This is a genomic window from Kitasatospora humi (assembly GCF_020907985.1).
Classification (GTDB): domain Bacteria; phylum Actinomycetota; class Actinomycetes; order Streptomycetales; family Streptomycetaceae; genus Kitasatospora; species Kitasatospora humi.
The window spans coordinates 1-15,824 of record NZ_JAJJPA010000068.1 but is presented as its reverse complement, the minus strand read 5'-3'; the positions used below and the strand labels follow the sequence as shown (position 1 = coordinate 15,824).

General features: G+C 68.7%; 10 protein-coding genes and 3 pseudogenes. 3 read left to right on the top strand and 10 right to left on the bottom strand.

Annotation, left to right across the window (positions count from 1 at the left end):
• Positions 1–1,164: 1,164 nt before the first annotated feature.
• The 4 genes from LN042_RS33685 to LN042_RS33670 form a co-directional block, all read right to left on the bottom strand.
• Positions 1,165–1,569: a DUF6009 family protein gene (locus tag LN042_RS33685; protein WP_230055253.1), complete on the bottom strand. Its 405-nt coding sequence runs from the start codon at positions 1,567–1,569 to the stop codon at positions 1,165–1,167.
• Complete coding sequence (locus LN042_RS33680; protein ID WP_230055252.1) at positions 1,566–3,062, bottom strand: DNA primase family protein; 1,497 nt, start codon at positions 3,060–3,062, stop codon at positions 1,566–1,568. The genes LN042_RS33685 and LN042_RS33680 overlap by 4 nt, the downstream gene beginning before the upstream one ends.
• Positions 3,059–4,141 (bottom strand): bifunctional DNA primase/polymerase, encoded by a 1,083-nt coding sequence (locus LN042_RS33675; protein WP_308191909.1) that lies wholly within the window; start codon positions 4,139–4,141, stop codon positions 3,059–3,061. Before LN042_RS33675 ends, LN042_RS33680 begins: the two co-directional genes overlap by 4 nt.
• Positions 4,142–5,213: 1,072 nt before the next feature.
• Entirely contained in the window at positions 5,214–5,795 is a 582-nt protein-coding gene (locus LN042_RS33670; RefSeq protein ID WP_308191908.1) for a GbsR/MarR family transcriptional regulator, read from the bottom strand.
• Between the two features lie 73 nt (positions 5,796–5,868).
• Between LN042_RS33670 and LN042_RS33665 the strand changes: the two genes are divergently transcribed.
• The 3 genes and pseudogenes from LN042_RS33665 to LN042_RS38185 form a co-directional block, all read left to right on the top strand.
• Positions 5,869–6,777 carry an ABC transporter ATP-binding protein gene (locus LN042_RS33665; protein ID WP_230055251.1) on the top strand — a complete coding sequence of 303 codons (909 nt, stop codon included), beginning with the start codon at positions 5,869–5,871 and terminating at the stop codon, positions 6,775–6,777.
• Positions 6,774–8,369, top strand: a complete 1,596-nt coding sequence (locus tag LN042_RS33660) for an ABC transporter permease (protein WP_230055250.1) — start codon at positions 6,774–6,776, stop codon at positions 8,367–8,369. Before LN042_RS33665 ends, LN042_RS33660 begins: the two co-directional genes overlap by 4 nt.
• Before the next feature lie 493 nt (positions 8,370–8,862).
• A pseudogene (locus tag LN042_RS38185) lies at positions 8,863–9,459 on the top strand (RCC1 domain-containing protein); the annotation flags it as partial.
• 216 nt (positions 9,460–9,675) lie between these two features.
• Here LN042_RS38185 and LN042_RS33650 read toward each other — a convergent pair.
• The 6 genes and pseudogenes from LN042_RS33650 to LN042_RS38260 form a co-directional block, all read right to left on the bottom strand.
• Positions 9,676–11,811 (bottom strand): choice-of-anchor P family protein, encoded by a 2,136-nt coding sequence (locus tag LN042_RS33650; protein WP_230055248.1) that lies wholly within the window; start codon positions 11,809–11,811, stop codon positions 9,676–9,678.
• Positions 11,812–11,815: 4 nt separating this feature from the next.
• Complete coding sequence (locus LN042_RS33645; RefSeq protein ID WP_372495866.1) at positions 11,816–12,352, bottom strand: hypothetical protein; 537 nt, start codon at positions 12,350–12,352, stop codon at positions 11,816–11,818.
• A gap of 307 nt (positions 12,353–12,659) precedes the next feature.
• Complete coding sequence (locus tag LN042_RS33640; RefSeq protein WP_230055247.1) at positions 12,660–13,724, bottom strand: ParB/RepB/Spo0J family partition protein; 1,065 nt, start codon at positions 13,722–13,724, stop codon at positions 12,660–12,662.
• A 23-nt stretch (positions 13,725–13,747) separates the two neighbouring features.
• Positions 13,748–14,464, bottom strand: a complete 717-nt coding sequence (locus LN042_RS33635; protein WP_230055246.1) for a nucleotide-binding protein — start codon at positions 14,462–14,464, stop codon at positions 13,748–13,750.
• 749 nt (positions 14,465–15,213) lie between these two features.
• Positions 15,214–15,396: pseudogene (locus LN042_RS33630) on the bottom strand (IS21 family transposase); the annotation flags it as partial.
• Positions 15,384–15,694 (bottom strand): annotated as a pseudogene (locus LN042_RS38260) (IS982 family transposase); the annotation flags it as partial. The pseudogenes LN042_RS33630 and LN042_RS38260, both read right to left, overlap by 13 nt.
• Between the last annotated feature and the right edge of the window lie 130 nt (positions 15,695–15,824).

The window sequence follows — 15,824 nt, the reverse complement described above, 5'->3', positions numbered from 1 at the left end:
CTGGTCCGCGGACTACCGCGTAAAGTCGGCACCAATTCGGATGAAAGTTCGACGACTAACTCATTCGAGTGGAATTGCACACGATCGAGTGATATGAGGTTTAGTCGGGGCAGTTAACTGGGCGGGGCTTACGTGGGCTGCAGACCGCGACTTCCCTCACTGGCCGGGCGTACCCCGACCAGACCGTGGACCACCCTCGTACGACTGAAAGGAGAATCAGATGATCCTCAATCTACTCGCCGGCATCGTCGCCGTTCTCGGCTGGCTGCTCTAGCCAGGTCCATTCTCCTGCGCTGGTCGTCGAAGCCTGACCGGCAGGATGGAAGTGCCTTCTGAACTGGGATGATAAGGCTGTCTGGATTTGTGTCAGTCCGGTAGGAAGGCACTTTCACCTACACAGGCCCGGGTTCCCTCACGGCCATGCTGGTCACCGCCGCGAGCACCGAGGAGTGCACCACCGGCCGGCAGTTGCCGACCACGATCGCCGCCGAATACGCGACCACCCGCAAGGCCTGGCCGACATCGCGACCACGCTGCTGAGATGCCGGGCCAAGACCCGCGTTCGACATAATTCGCCTCTCCTGGAGGCGTGAAGTGCCCGCTGACCTGCAGACTCTCCGCTTGCGGCCCGAATCGCCCGTTTCTCTAGGCATAGAGAAACGGGCAGGTCAGCGGCCTGGCCGATCGAGCCAATGGGCCAACAATGGGCCGAAGAACGGTAGAGACAAACCCCTCTGAACCGGGGCAAGTTGGCGATCGCGGGGCGAGGTCCGTGATCGACGCTCTATCGTCGATCATGCGGCGGCTGCGAGACGGCCTTCGGCCGGGTCCTCGAAGACCGCACCGGAGAGCCTCGCCACCTGCGGAAACGCGAGCGCCTAGAGAAACGACCTGCGGCAGCCGAGAAGGTGAAGCCGCAGGCCAGCGGGCATGCCGTTGCTCCAGAGGCTTCGAATTACGTCGAACCCGGGCAAGAACCGGACCGTGCCGTAGGCCTCGGGCTGCTGCTCGGCCCCGCCGCAGGCTAGGAATGGGCGGCCTGTCCTGGATCATCAACAGCTGCCCGTCAGGGAGGCGTCGGCGCCCGGGCACGCGGCCGGCGTAGCCGTCGCAGCGGTGGGCTGCCAGCCCGGCGTGGAACGGGGTGAAGTAGGCGGCCCGGGGTCAGCTCTTGGGAAGCGTTATCCCCATCTCGCGCATCGCATCCGATGCCGGTCCACCTTCGGACCGTTCCGTCTTGTAGCCCTTGACCCGCGGGGCCAGAGTCCGGGGATCGACCGCTTCCGACGGGGCAGCCGAGGCGTAGAGGCCGTCGGGCTCCAGGTCGCGGTCATGAGGGAGGAGGAAAAACACCCGGCGCAGAAAGGTCCCTGACGCCCGGGATGCCTTTGCGGCCGTTCCGAGGACGGCGTAACCGACCATGCGGCCGTCGCGGTGGTAGGCAGGGCGGCCGGCGCGGGTGGGCAGCCGGTCCAGGGTCTGGCGGACGTATTCGAGGGCGTCGGTGGACTCCAGCCACACGAGATCGGCTTCGTGAGCGATCTGGTGGGGTTCGATGAGGGCGCTCACAGGGACTCTCCGGTGGTGAAGTCGACGATCAGCCCGATGCCCGGGTAGTACTTGCGCTGGTTGGAGGTGACCATCTGCTTGGGCGAGGCCAGGCCGAGTACGTCGCGGATTCGGGACGCGAAGGCGCGGGCCGACACCGGCCCGGTGCCCTCGAACTGGCACCACTGCTTGTAGGCGGCGTAGAGACCGGCTTGCTCGGCGCGCATGGTGGCGTCCAACTTGCAGGCCTCGGCGATGAAGCGGGACATGTGGTCCTCGGTCTCGGCGTAGGCCGTGGTGGCCAGTTGGACGCGTTCGGGGCCATCGAGGTTCTTGTCGCCGGCCAGGTAGCGGCGGGCGCCTTCGATGAGCCAAGCCAGGATGCCCGGTCCTTCTTCGGTGACCAGGACGTCGGCGAGGTTGTCGACCTTGCGGTCGTCGGGCACGGTGCGTTCGAAAGGGATCAGGCGCATGCGGCGCCAGAACGCGTAGCCGCCGGTACCGACCTCGGGTCGGTGGTTGCCGAGCAACCAGAGCTTGTGGGTGGGGTCGAAGCTGAAGAAGTCCTGCCGCATGCGCCGGGCCTTGATGCGGTCGCCACCGGTGAGGAGTTTGACGCGGGCCTCGTCGAAGCGGTCTCCCGCCTTCAGTTCCGAGCAGACGATGACACGGCGGCCGTGGAGTTCGGCCAGGTCGGTGGGGTGGGTGTCGAAGGCCTTGGCCATGAGGAAACCGGGCGGGGCGGCGTCGGCGTAGTCCCCCAGCAGTTTGATCATGACGTCGAGGAGTACCGACTTTCCGTTCTTGCCTTGCCCGTACAGGAACGGCATCACCTGGGCTCCGACGTCACCGGTGATGGAGTAGCCGAGCAGGAGGTGCAGGAAGTCGATCATTGCGCGGCCGTCGGCATCGGCGCCGAATGTGTCGTCCAGGAACCGGTGCCAGCGCGGCGTCGCGATGGCCTGCGGGGCGAGCAGTGCGGAGCGGGAGTGGTGGTGCTTGGTCGGGTCCGGCGCGGACAGCAGGCCGGTGCGGAGGTCGACCACGCCGCCGGGGGTGCACAGGGCGTAGGGGTCGGCGTCGAGCAGGGCCGCGTTGAGCGCCATGCCGGGTGCCGACTTCGCTTGGAGGAGTAGCGCGTTCACGCCGGCGGTGGAGAGGGCGCGTCGGCGGTGGCGGCGCAGGTCGGCGGCGCTGTGGACGCCGCGCGGGTCGGTCCAGGCGATGGCTTCTGCCATCTCGCCGGCGGCCCACACCACGGTGTCGTCCTCGTCGATCTGCCAGCGGTAGCCCGCCCATCGGTACCAGCCGATGCCGGGGACGAAGCGATAGTCGCGCCCGTAGAGGGCGACGAAGAGCTTGGCGTTGCCGCGGTCGCTGAGGGTGTCGGGCAGCAGGCCTTGCCTGGTCGCCTCAGGGTGGGGTTGGGCCTGGGCGGGGACCGGCACGGGGGGCTGCTCGAGGATCTGGCGAGCGGCGGCGACCGGGTCGAATTCGGGCATGGGCAGGGTCATCGCCGGCCTCCCGGGTGGAGGGGGCGGGCCAAGCCGGCGCTCATGCCTGCCCGGATGATCTGTTCGCAGCGCCGGACCTGGCCGGGGCGGGCATGCACCGCCGTCTCCAAGAGCCGCTGCCGGGCCTGGTCGGCGTCCAGGTAGCCGCCGGCGACCAGACCGCCGACGGTGAAGGCGGCGCGGTTGAGAGTGTCTGTGAAGGCTGCGCCTTGCGGGACGCGGCCGCAGTCGGCCACGGCGGCCAGAACTGTGGCCAGCGCACGCTCGGCAGGGCGGTCAGTGCCACCGGCGGCGAGGACGGCCTGGCGGGCCCGGGACGGGACGGCAGGTGTCGGGGCGGGCGGCTGGGAGGAGGGGAGGTGGCCGGTGCGGGCCAGCTCTGCGGCCAGCCACTGCGGGAGGGGCGCGGGGGTACGGCAGGCGCCGACCGGCTGGTAGATGCCTGTGTCGGTGATGGTTCCAGGGGCGACGATGTAGCCGCCGTGGGCCCGGATGTCGACCTGCCAGGCCAGGGCCCGACCGGTGCTGGATCCGGCGGAGGACAGCCAGCCTGTACCTGGGGAGCGGTACCAGATGTGTAGGCCTCCGGAGGGGGTGCGCACGCGCAGGGTCTGCTCGTCGAGGGCGGGATCGGGTGCTCCGCGCAGGGCTGCCAGCAGCGCCAAGGTGTGGAAGCCGTTCGCCAAGCCCTCAAGGTTCACGGTGTCGGCGATCGTGATGCCGGGCAGAAGACGAGCTCGGACGGGCACCGGCTTGGGGTGCGCGTCAACGTCGATGACGACCAGGCCTGCGGGGCCACAAGAGACTCCGACGCCGAAGTCCGGCCGGGAGCCCCACCAGGCATCGATGAGCGCCGGGTCCAGCGTGGCGGCGTGGAACCCGTGGCACCAGCGGCCCCGGGCCGGGCACTGGCAGTCCGCAGACGTGTGTGCTTCGTCCTTACATGCTGGACAGTTCCCGGCGGGGGTCTTGCGACCGGCCGCCAGCGGATGGACCGGCCAGCCGAGGCGGGCACACCATCGGGCGATCTCCAGCGGGGGCGGGCTGGCGAGGGCGGCGCTGCTGGCGCGACTAGGCACCACCACGTGCACCCCTCCCGATTCACCGACTCACGCGCCCTGGGCACGGCCGGGTAGCTCTTCGTCGCTTCGGTCGCTGGGCACATTACCGCAGGTCACAGACTTGCAGCGGCGAGTACAGCGACTGAAGCGACTCAAGTCCATACAAGCCGGAGAAAGCCTAGCCCAGAGAAGGAGGCGTGCTTCGGAAGCCGACCACTTCCCGGAGGGAAACGGGTGTCGCCCCCGAAGGCCGGAGTCAGCGACTGAATGAAGTTCACAGGTCACAGCCTGTTTTTCAGGGGCAGAGGGACCGAAGCACCCACCGGTGGAAACGACACGCCGAAGTGGGCCGCAAGAGCTACCCAACGGCTGGGAAAGCGACTGATGGCCTTCGGTCGCTGATTCTTGGTCACCAACAAAAGACCAGGTCAGAGGCCTCGCCATGACCCATACAGCGACTGAAGCGACTGAAGCTCGGTATCTATCACGCGCACACGCGCGCGCGCGAATGTCGTCATAATGCCGAATCTCGGTCGCTTCAGTCGCTGCCCACGGTGCTAACCCCCTCTGACCTGGCCTTTTGCCATAGAGAACGGACAGCGACCGAACAGTCTTGAGTCGCTAGTCGCCGTCCGGGTGCCCGACTGCCCGTGATCGAGGCCTCCAGGCTCTCCCCGGCGTCTCCATTCCCTCAAAGTGAGTCCCGACGTGTCGCGGGCGCATCGCTCGGCCTTCCCTGGAGGAGCAAGCAACCCGCAGGCCACACTCCGATTCCTGCTTCCGTGCTGCGCATGTGCTCCACCGCAGAGCAGACCTCTATCAGGCAGAGGCCGGACTCTTCTCCGGGATGGGCGCTGGCTCCACGACGGCCGATGATGGCAGCACTCCCCGCTCCTTGCAGGAAGACCATGATCACGAAGGAGGCAGTCCAGAGGCAGCAGCTCTTGACGGGCTTACCTCAGCCTTCCCGGCCGCCGGTAACCTGGCTGGCCGCCGTTACGGCTGTACAGGCCATGGCGGGCAGACCGGGGCCCGGCTTCTGCGGCTGCTTGAGACGGACCATGCGCTCACGCGGGGTCGGCCGACCGGGTCAGCGGCCGGCGGCGAGCCGGTCGCGCTCCTGGTACCAGCGCTCGATCAGCTGCGGCATCTCGCGGCGGAGGAAGGTGAACAGGGCCCGGGAGGCGCTCAGGCGCGCGCCGGCGGGGGAGTCCTCGCCGAGCAGTTCCACACCTTCGGCGAGGCTGCTCTCCCACAGTGTCAGGGTCCGGTCCCGGTTGATCAGGGCCTCCTGCCAGACGTCGTCCAGCAGGCGGTAGCGGTCGCGGCGCGAGCCGGGCTCGCGCTCCCGCACCACCAGGTGGATCTGGGCGAGGTAGCGGACCGCACCGGAGACGGCAGCGGGGCTGATCTCCAGTAGCTGGGCGAGCTCGGCGGAGGTCAGCCGGCCGGAGTCGGTGGCGAGCAGGGCGGCGAAGACCCGGGCGGGCATCCTCGGCACCCCACTGTCGGTCATCACGCCGGCGAAGCGCTCGATGAAGTCCCGCAGCGCTCGGCGGTCGACGGCGTCCCCGACGCTCGCGTCCGCAGCCTCGATGCTTGCTTCGAGCCCCGCGCCGACCGCTGCCTCGCCGGCAGCATCTCCGACTTCCGCGTCCTCGCCCGTTCCCATGGACTCAGCGTATCGCGATCATACTGATGTTCATAGTATTCAGAAAATTGTGAATTCCGTGTACCGTGACGCCATGGCAACCGCAATCTCGGTCTCCGGCCTGGTGAAGACCTTTGGTCGGACACGTGCCCTCGACGGGCTGAATCTGACCGTCGAGGAAGGCGAGGTCCACGGCTTCCTCGGCCCCAACGGTGCCGGCAAGTCCACCACCATCCGGGTTCTGCTCGGGCTGATCCGGGCCAACGGCGGAACCGTCCGGCTGCTCGACGGCGATCCCTGGCGTGACGCGGTCGCCCTGCACCGCCGCCTCGCCTACGTGCCCGGCGACGTCATCCTGTGGCGCAACCTCAGCGGCGGCGAGGTGATCGACCTGCTCGGCCGGCTGCGCGGCGGCATCTCAGCCGCCCGGCGCGGCGAACTGCTCGACCGGTTCGAACTAGACCCCACCCAGAGGGGCAACGCCTACTCCAAGGGCAACCGCCAGAAGGTCGCCCTGGTCGCCGCCTTCGCCTCCGACGCGGAACTGCTCATTCTGGACGAGCCCACCTCCGGCCTCGACCCGCTGATGGAAGAGGTCTTCCGGCAGTGCGTGGCCGAGGAACGCGACCGCGGGCGCACCGTGCTGCTCTCCAGCCACATCCTGTCCGAGGTCGAAGCCCTCTGCGACCGGGTCAGCATTATCAGGGCCGGCCGCACCGTCGAAACCGGCACCCTTGCCGAGCTGCGGCACCTCGCCAGAACCTCGGTGGAAGCCGAACTCGTGGCCTCGGTGCCGGGATTGGCCGACCTGCCCGGCCTGCACGATGTCCAGCAGAACGGCACCCTGCTGCGCTGCCAGGTCGACGCGCAGCGCCTGGACGCCCTAGTGGCCGTACTGACCCGCGCCGGTGTGCGCTCGCTGATCTGCCGACCGCCCACCCTGGAGGAGCTGTTCCTGCGCCACTACGGAGGCGCCGCGAGCGAGTTGGAGCCACAGCCGTGATCGCGGGACTGTCCGTACTGCTACGCCTCGCGCTGCGCCGGGACCGGATCATGCTGCCGGTCTGGCTCTACGCGCTGGTCGCCTCGGTGGCCAGCGCCGCCGTGTCGCTCCGCCACCTCTACCCCTCGCAGGGGTCACGTGACAGGCTGGCTCTGAGCATCAATTCCAACGCCTCGCTGCGCGCCCTCTACGGCCCGCTCTACGAGACCCACTCGCTGGGTGCCCTGACGGCCTGGCGGATGCTGGCCATCGGCCCGGTGATGATCGCCCTGCTTTGCCAGTTGCTGATCACCCGGCACACCCGAGCCGAGGAGGAGTCCGGCCGACTGGAACTCCTCTCCGCCGGTGCGCTGGACCGCCGGGCGCCGCTGACCGCCGCCCTGATCACCGCAGGGTCGATCGGACTGGTGTTTGCGAGCGTGGTGCTGGCGGTGATGCTCGGCTTCGGCCAGGACGTGGCGGGCTCGCTCGCCTTCGGGCTGGCCTTCCCCGCCGTGGGGTTGCTGTTCGCCGGCCTGACCGCGGTGACCGCACAGCTCGCCCCGACCGGCCGCACGGCCAACGGACTCGCCGGCGGCGCCCTGGGCACGGCCTTCCTGCTGCGGTCCATCGGCGACGCGGCCGGCAGCAGCGGTGCGTCCTGGGTCGGCTGGCTCTCGCCGCTCGGCTGGGCCGAACGCGTCCACCCCTACGGCGGCAACCAGTGGTGGCTGCTCGGCCTGCTGGTCGGCGCGGCCGCCGTGGAGATCGCCATGGCCTACCTGCTGCTGGCCCGCCGAGACCTCGGCGGCGGCTTGCTGCCGCAGCGCCCCGGGGCCACGACTGCCGGGGCGGGGCTCGGCCGGCCGCTGGGCCTGGCCTGGCGTTTGCAGCGCGGCACCCTGTGGGCCTGGGCGGTCAGCCTGATCGTGTTCGGCTTCGTGCTGGGCGGCATCACCAAGGGGCTGCAGCAGCTCGTCAACGACACACCCGAGGCGGCGCAGACCATCGAGCGGCTGGGCGGGACCACGGGAGTCGTCAACTCCTACCTGTCCACCTGCACGACATTCGTCGCGATGGCCGTCGCCGTCTACGCCGTGCAGACCGCGCTGCGCCTACGCGAGGAGGAGACCGGCGGCCGGGCCGAACCGGTGCTGGCCACCGCTGTCGGCCGGCTGACCTGGGCGGGCAGCCACCTGCTCTACCCGCTGCTCGGCACCTTCGTGCTGCTGGAGGCCGGCGGGCTCGCCATGGGCCTGGGCACCGGGGCCGTGCTTGGCGACACCGGCGGCTGGATCGGCCGACTGCTGGCCGCCGGGCTGGTCCAGGTGCCGGCGGTGTGGCTGTTCGCGGCGGCGGGCACCGCGCTGTACGGCCTGCAACCGCAGTGGACCACCGGGGTGTGGGGGCTGCTCGGGCTGCTGCTGCTCATCACCTACCTCGGACCAGCGATGAACGCCGACCACTGGCTGCTCGACCTTTCGCCGTTCACGCATGTGCCACGGCTCCCGGGTGGCGCGGTGCATGCCGCTCCGCTGCTCTGGCTGACCCTGCTGAGCGGGGCGCTCGCGGCGGCGGGACTGCTCGGGCTGGGGCGGCGCGACCTCGGATGAGGCGTGATGAGGGTCTCGGGGCCGGCGCCTCGCCCTCGGCGAGTTCGCTCCACGGACGCCACGGCTCGCTGAAGGGCTCGGGGTCGATGGCATAGGTCCCGGCTGCCATCAGGGATGGCAGCCACCGGGCCAGGTTGCCGCTGCGCTGGCGCCCAGCACCGGGAGCGCGACCCGCGGACCGGTCAGCGGGGCGTACCAGCCCTTAATGGCCCTACGGTCTGTAGCGTCGAGCACCCACAGGTCCTGAAGGTCAGCCGATCGCACGCAGCCGGGAGCGGCCGGACTAGGGCGGGGCGGCCTGGTAGTCGGGGATCAGGATCGGTGGGACGCCTTCACGTGCGGCGCGGGCCATGGCGGCTTGCATCTCGAGTTCGGAGCTGTAGCCGGCGACGGCGGGGTGCAGGCGGTAGCGGTACCCCTTGCGCAGGACGAGGCCTCGCTCGACGAGAAGGGTCATCCCGCGACTGACCACGGATGGGAGGATCTGTCGGTGATGTCCTGCTGGGTGATCGGTACTGCGCTGCCAGGGTTCTGCCGCTCGACCATGACGGACAGGACGTTCGTCGCTGTGGGGAAGTTCGAGGCGCCGCAGCACGGCATCCGCAGCGTCGCCAGCGGGGTCGGCCACAGCCTGGCACTGCTGAACAACGGTACCGCCAAGGCATGGGGGCAGGACTTCGATGGGCAGCTCGGCGACGGCACCACGATCCCCGGCACGGACCACCTCAACCCCGGCAACGTGGTCGGCCTCACCAACGCCATCGCCATCCTCGCGGGTGGCTTCCACAGCGTGGCGCTGCTGAACGACCGCACCCTCAAGATCTGGGGTGCCGACACCAACGGTCAGCAGGGCCAAGGCACTAACGGCGTCGACAACTCCACCCCCGTCCCCGTGCCCGGCGTCACCGGCGTACACGCATTCGCGGCAGGCCAGCAGCACAACCTGGCGCTGTTGTCCGACGGCACCCTGAAAGTCTGGGGCGCCAACAACTTCGGGCAACTAGGTAATGGCACCCTGACCCTCCGGAACTCGCCGATCACTACCACGATCGGACTCAGTCACCCCACCACGGTCGCCGCCGGCAGGTTCCACAGCCTCGCCGCTACTCCACGATCAGCACTCCCGCGCACCGGGGGAAGCTCAATTTCCGTGGGCGCGATCAGCGCGCGGTGGCGTCTACCGGTGCGACGGCGTCGGTGGGTTCGAGCACCTGGCGCTGGCCTTCGTTGTTGTGGCCCCAGGCGCGGGCGGGGCCGCCCGGCGTTCGCCGGGCGGCCCCTGGGAGTGGTTGCGAATAGCAGCGGTTTAGCAGTTGCCGATGTCGCTGCTGGACGAGCCGATCACGACGTTCAGCAGGCCGAGTGCGTTGATGTGGACGGCGTTGACGGTCAGGCCCTGGTCGGCTCCGGTCACCGGCGTCTGCTCGTTGAAGGTCAGGGTGACTCCGAGCACGGTGACGGTCGTGTTTGCGCCCGGGTGCAGGTTCACGTTCACCGGGATGCCGCCGACGGTGACCGACCCGATGGTGACGCTGCCGGTCGATCCGCTGCAGTTCGTCGTGGACGAGGACTGCACCAGGCCGATCTTGATCACCGGCACGCCCGGCACGCCGATGGTGGCGTCCTGCACCCCGGAGGTCGCGGTCGAGGTGCCGGGGTTGACGGATGTGACCACCTGCGCGCACAGCGTGTGGGCGCTGATCAGTCCGCCGATGCTGGCCACGCACGGCGGGCCGAAGGTTCCGGCGGACGCCGTCTGGATGGGACCGGTGTCGGGAATCGCGGCGATCGTGGCCAGGCCGCTCGCGGAGAGGCCGAACGCCTCGCCGGTCATGTACTGGAACTTCAGGGTCGCGCTGGCGGAGGCCGGCAGGTAGTAGGCGTCACCGGCGAAGAGCGCGGTGACCGGGACGGAGGTGCTGGACGCGGGCTGGTTGACGGAGGAGATGGTGCAGGAGGCGTTTCCGTTGCCGTCGGTCGTACCGGTGCAGGACTGGGCCGAGGCCCCGGTGCCGAGGGTGAAGGTGACCGTGCGGCCGGCGATCGCCGAGGTGCCGTCCTCGAGCAGCACGCCGGAGAGTGTGAGCGGCACACCGTTGGCGGCCTTGGACGGGCCGGTGTACCTCAGCGTGGTCTCTTCAAGGTGGACGGTGTAGGTGGCGGTCGACGACGAGCCCAGGTCGGTCGCGCTGCCCGAGAAGGTTGCGGTCAGCGGATAGGAGCCGGCGGCTTCCCGCGGGGTGATCTGGCAGGACGCCGTTCCGCTCGCGTCGGTGACCGCCGAGCAGGACTCGGATCCGTTCAGCGTGAACACGATCGTCTGGCCGGCCGCCGGCCCGCCGTTGTCGGTCAGCACCGCGGACACGGTGCCCGGGTCGTTGTAGTCGCTGGTCGACGTTCCGGTGATGGTCAGCGACGATGGCCGTTTCTGCCAGATCACGGTCACGGTGTTCGAGGTGATCGTGCCCGCCGGGTTGGCGGTCGTCTCGATGGCGATGTCGGTACCGGGGCTCGCACCGGTGTAGGAGAATGTCGCCACGCCGTTCACGTCGGTCGTCGCGGTCTCTGTCAGGCCCGCGTTGGGTCCTGACTGCACGGTGAAGGAGACGGTGGCGCCCTGCAGGGGGTCGCCGCAGGAGTTGGTGAGCGTGGCCCGGAATGAGGCCGTGGTTCCGACGTCGTCGGTCTGGGTCGACGGTCCGAGGGTGAGAGACGCGCTCGGGCAGCGCGTGCCGATCAGCGACCACTGCGCCGACTCGTTGGTGCCGGCCGGGCAGGCTGCCAGGTCGATCCCGCCGGTGTTGAGCACCTGCTTCGTGTCGAACAGCGCGTTCGTCACACCGCCGATCGTCACGTCGACCTCAGGGATCACTCCGTCCGGTGTGCAGTTCGTCGCCGCGCCGTTGACCCCGATGTCGGAGGTGTCGAATGCTCCACTGGTACCGCCGCATACCGCGGCAGCGGTGGGGTTGGTCTGAGTGACGATCAATTGCTGCCCCGGCTGCAATACGGTGCCATGCGGCCAGATGTCGAAGGTACACGTGCTGACCTTCACGATCACCGAGTCGACGGTTTGCGCGATCGAGGTGTTGTTGACGACGCGCACCGCGCCCGCGTCGTACGTGCAGCCGACGCAGCCGTCGAACGTCACCCCGGGCGAGCCCGCCCATGGTGTCGGGAAGTTGTTCGGGTTGGCGCGCGCGTTGTCGGCGTAGCCGACCTGCACCACGACGCCGGACGCGGCGGCGGCCGGCGCCGCGGAGACCGCCGCTACCCCGGTGAGTGCGAGCGCGGCCGTCATGAGCACGGCCAGCCACCTGGGCATGGCCGTGCGGAATGCTCGGAGGTTGTGCATGAACACCCCCTGTGCTGCGGCCCGAGCCGGCCCAAAGGGCCTAAGGGGCCTGATAGTCCAGCCCCGAGGCCGGAGCTGGCGCTTCATGACGTTAAAGAAACGACCGTGAAACAAACAGGTGGGAAAGGGGCGCATAAGAGCCTTGGGGTGGTGGACCGCTGAACAGAATGCGCCCGAACGCGTTTTTCCCATGCACCCCGGCCGGGTCCGCCCCCAGGGCGGTGGGCACGGCGAGCAGGCCGAGGCGGGCGAACTCGGCGAGGTCGACCTCATGCTCGTGCTCGTGGACGATCCGCCACCAAAGCAGAGTGGCCAGCGATCCGGCGTAGGTGAGGTTGGGGCCGATGTTCACCCCGAGTAGCACTGCCAACACCGCGGCCGGACCCGTCGGAGTCGCCAGCGGCAGCAGGACGAGGGTGCTCTGGGCAGGTTGTTGATCACGTTCGCGAGGACGGCGGCCAGCGCGGGCCAGGCCAAGCAGCGCGGCCAGGGACGCACCGCCGGGGATCACGTGTCCGAGGGCGGTGGCCAGACTGTTGTCGACGACGGCGCGTACCACGATGCCGAGCGCGAGCAGAAGGCGAGGAAGGGCAGGGCGGCCGCTCAGGGACTTCTTCGGGGCGGCCATGGCCACGGGTCCTCTCATGAGACCCATCTGAACCTCTGTCACCATCCTCCGCATCCCGGGGGAACCTCAATTACCGGGTAATAGCCCGGGGTAGCGGCCAACGCTGTCTGGAGGGGCAGGTCCGTCGGCAGTCCGGTAGGGCCTCAGCTCATTGAGCGGGGCAGCGCGCTCACTGGTCCGGTATTACCCAGTAATAGCACCTGCCCCCGCCAGACTCCCCAACGCGACGAGGGCCCGACCGGAGCTCTCGCTCAGGCCAGGCCCTCCTGCAGTCGGTATTACCCGGTAATAGCCTGTCGGCCGTAGGTCAGCCGAGGTTGTTGATCAGCGTCTCCGCCAGTGCACCTATCTCCTCTGCAGACAGCACTTGGCTGATGGCCACGGCGAATTCGGGGATGTCATGCCAGTCGACGTCCCGAACATCATCCGCAGCCGTCCGCGCGCCCTGGGCGGCCCGCTGTTCGGGGACAGCCGACACAGGAGACACGGCGGCGTCGCCGGTGAGGACTGGTGCTGCCTTCTCCGTAGTAGCGGTTCCAGTCGCTGCTCCACTCGCAGGGGCAGCGGCCCTGGCCCCTATTACCGGGTAATGGCCGGTGGCGGGCGGCGCGGCGAGGGCAGGTTCCGCCAGGGCCTGGTCATCGGCCGGTTGGGCGAGGCTGGCCTGCGGCGCCGGCTGTGGTGACGGGCCCGCATCCATTACCGGGTAATGGTCAGAGGACGGTGCCCCGGAGGTCTGCTTCTCGTAGGCGGCCATCTGCTGGTCGGGGGGAAGGGAGACGAAAGCGCGTGCCGCCTTGAGGCCGAGCTCGCCGGAGGCGACCTTCTCCTGCAGTTCCGGGATGAGGTTGAGCAGGGCGATGCGCTGGGACACGAAGCCCTGCGTCTTTCCGATTCCGCGTGCGGCCTTGCTCTGTGCCATGCCCCGTCCAGCCGGCGGGGGATCGGTGAGGACCCTGAGAGCCTGGGCCTCCTGGATAGGTGTCAGGCCTACCCGGAGGAGGTTTTCCGCGACGGCCCACACCAGCGGGTCCTCGGCGGCAGCGTCGTTCACATAAGCCGGAACCTCCTTCATGTAGGCGTCGTAGGCAGCGGCCAGTCGGCGGTGGCCGGCGACTACGACATACTCGTAGCCGCTGAGAGCCTTGGCGTGGGCAGGGTTGTGCCGGATGAAGGCCTCAGTAGTGCACACGGTCAGTGGGCTGATGATGCCCACCTCTCGGACGCTTGCGACGAGGTCGTAGAACTCCTCGTCTTCCTGATCGATTTCCCCACGCGGGTTGTCGGGGTTGGGCGCGATCTGGGCAATGCTCAAGACCGGCGGGCGTGGTGACGCCTTCGTGGGCTCGTCCAGCGGCTCGCCGTCGAGCATGTCAGCGAGGTTGACACGGCGGCTCATCGGCTCGCCCCGCTCAGGTTCAGCTCGAGAGCAAGACGGAAGAAGTCCTCACGAGCCTCGAACGCGGCCCGATTGGGCTTGTACTGGGTGACGACGAGGCCCTCCGCCGCAGCGCGGGCGTGGATCTTGTAGTGGCGTACCACCGTCTTGGCGAGTGGGAAGCCGTTCTTTTCCACGAACTCCTGAGTCTGCTTCAAGTCGACGTCGCCGTCCCGCGGATCCCAGTTGTTGATGACAACGGTGTAGGGCAGGCCGCGCGGTTCGACGATCTGCTTCACCGTGCGCACAGTCGGCTTGAAGCCGAGCGGCTCCGGCTCGATCGGAAGGATCACACTGTCGGCGTTGTCGAGAACGGCTCGCAGGATGTCCGCCGCCTTCCCGTCACCCAAGGGATCGGCTGTGGTGTCGTCGTCGGACAGGTCCAGCCAACCGGGGGTGTCGACGAAGATGTGACGTACCGACTGGATGGCGCGCAGTTTCCGCAGCGAACCCAGGTCGTTGTGGGCCTGAGTGAACAGGAACGGCAGCTCGTCGCCCACCCGGTTCGACCACCAGGCTGTCGAGCCCTGCGGGTCGACGGATACTGCCAGGACCGGGGGCTGCTCGCCAGCCTTACGCCCGATCACCTCAGCAGTCACTGCGGCGAGGTTGACGGTCAGCGTCGACTTCCCGACGCCGCCCTTCTGATTCAGCAGAACATGCACGTGTGCCATGAAAGCTCCGTATGCTTCCCAAAGGTTCTGGTACTTCGGACTGGCACAGGATGTCAGAAACCGCAGCCAAAGCGGGCATCGCCCACGGCGTGGCGTGGCCTTCCTCCCCACGGCGGCGGCCAACACAAGGGGCAGGCAGAGGCAGGACGCCACGTCGGCAGTCCGCGGAATGCACAGGCCAATTCCTACTCCGCCCCGAGTGGCGGCCCCGGAAGCCGACCGGGAACGGGGGGTATGGCCATCATCGTTTGGAAGATCCCCGGCGGATGATGGGTTCGGACTTCGGTCCAGGCCGGCCTGAGCCTCGGATGGGAGTCATGCGCGCGGCCCGGCTGACCCGTCCATCCCGGGCGACCCGCCCGACCAGACGTTCTGCGGCAAGGACATCGGCGGCATGGAGAAGGTTCCGTACAGCGCGTTCCGACCGGGTACCTCGTGGTACCCGCAGAACCTGAGCCGGTGGGTGGGTCCGCGATGCGCTACCGCCCTGCGGTCGGCCTGACCGTTTCTCTATGCCCGAGGTAGAACTCCTGCTAATACCGCGCAACCGGCTTGGTACGGGAGGGCATCATGACGCTACGGTTCCGGCGCCGCGAGCCCGCCTCGCGGCGCCGGAACCATCGCCGACCACCGTCCGCCCCGGCGGACGCACGCGCGAAGGGACAGCGCAGGACCGCCGGCCAACTCAGCGGCGCTTGCGGCCGCGGCCGCGCCCCGAGTCCACCGAACCCCTCCCCGCAGGCTGCGACCTGAGCGATCCTCACCGTCGCCTCCGTTCCGCCCTTCGAGGCAGGGTCGGCCGGCATGCACGAGCGCACGACCGTGCCGTAGTAGCGGGCGATCGGCACCAGCTCGGGGTTGCGGACCGCGATCCGGGCCACGTGCTCGACCGTGACGGTCTTCTCGTTGTCGGTCAGGCAGTAGGTCGGGACATGCCGCACGGCACCGGGGTAGAGTCGGTGATCCACACTGTCTCCGCCCAGAAGTCGCTGTCCATGGCCAGCGCTCGGATCATGGGCTTGATTAGAGGCAGTGCCGCCGTAGGCGCTTGTAGCCCGCGCGCTGGGGCAGGTACGGGAACTTGTCGCACAGATACTTGCAGGCGACGCGCAGCCAGCGGGCCTCAGAGTGGTAGCCCAGGAGCGCCTGAGCCACCGCCCTCCTTCCTCCGGTTTCGTCGTCGACCTTCACATAGAGTGCGGTCAAGAGTGGCTCAAGGTTCGCCGTCACACACGGATCTCCGGGGCCCTCGCTCTTCTCGCGGGCCCGAATGCGGGACCTGCTCCTCCAGGTGGCCGCCGATCACACCACCTGACGAGCCCGATTCGATCCGGCCGCGGCGGCAAGTGAAACGCGCAGG

Excerpts from the sequence above, each read along its gene's own strand:
- LN042_RS33650 (WP_230055248.1), bottom strand. The coding sequence starts at position 11,811 with ATGAAGCGCCAGCTCCGGCCTCGGGGCTGGACTATCAGGCCCCTTAGG.
- LN042_RS33635 (WP_230055246.1), bottom strand. The coding sequence starts at position 14,464 with ATGGCACACGTGCATGTTCTGCTGAATCAGAAGGGCGGCGTCGGGAAG.
- LN042_RS33665 (WP_230055251.1), top strand. The coding sequence starts at position 5,869 with ATGGCAACCGCAATCTCGGTCTCCGGCCTGGTGAAGACCTTTGGTCGG.
- LN042_RS33645 (WP_372495866.1), bottom strand. The coding sequence starts at position 12,352 with ATGGCCGCCCCGAAGAAGTCCCTGAGCGGCCGCCCTGCCCTTCCTCGC.
- LN042_RS33640 (WP_230055247.1), bottom strand. The coding sequence starts at position 13,724 with ATGCTCGACGGCGAGCCGCTGGACGAGCCCACGAAGGCGTCACCACGC.
- LN042_RS33680 (WP_230055252.1), bottom strand. The coding sequence starts at position 3,062 with ATGACCCTGCCCATGCCCGAATTCGACCCGGTCGCCGCCGCTCGCCAG.
- LN042_RS33670 (WP_308191908.1), bottom strand. The coding sequence starts at position 5,795 with ATGGGAACGGGCGAGGACGCGGAAGTCGGAGATGCTGCCGGCGAGGCA.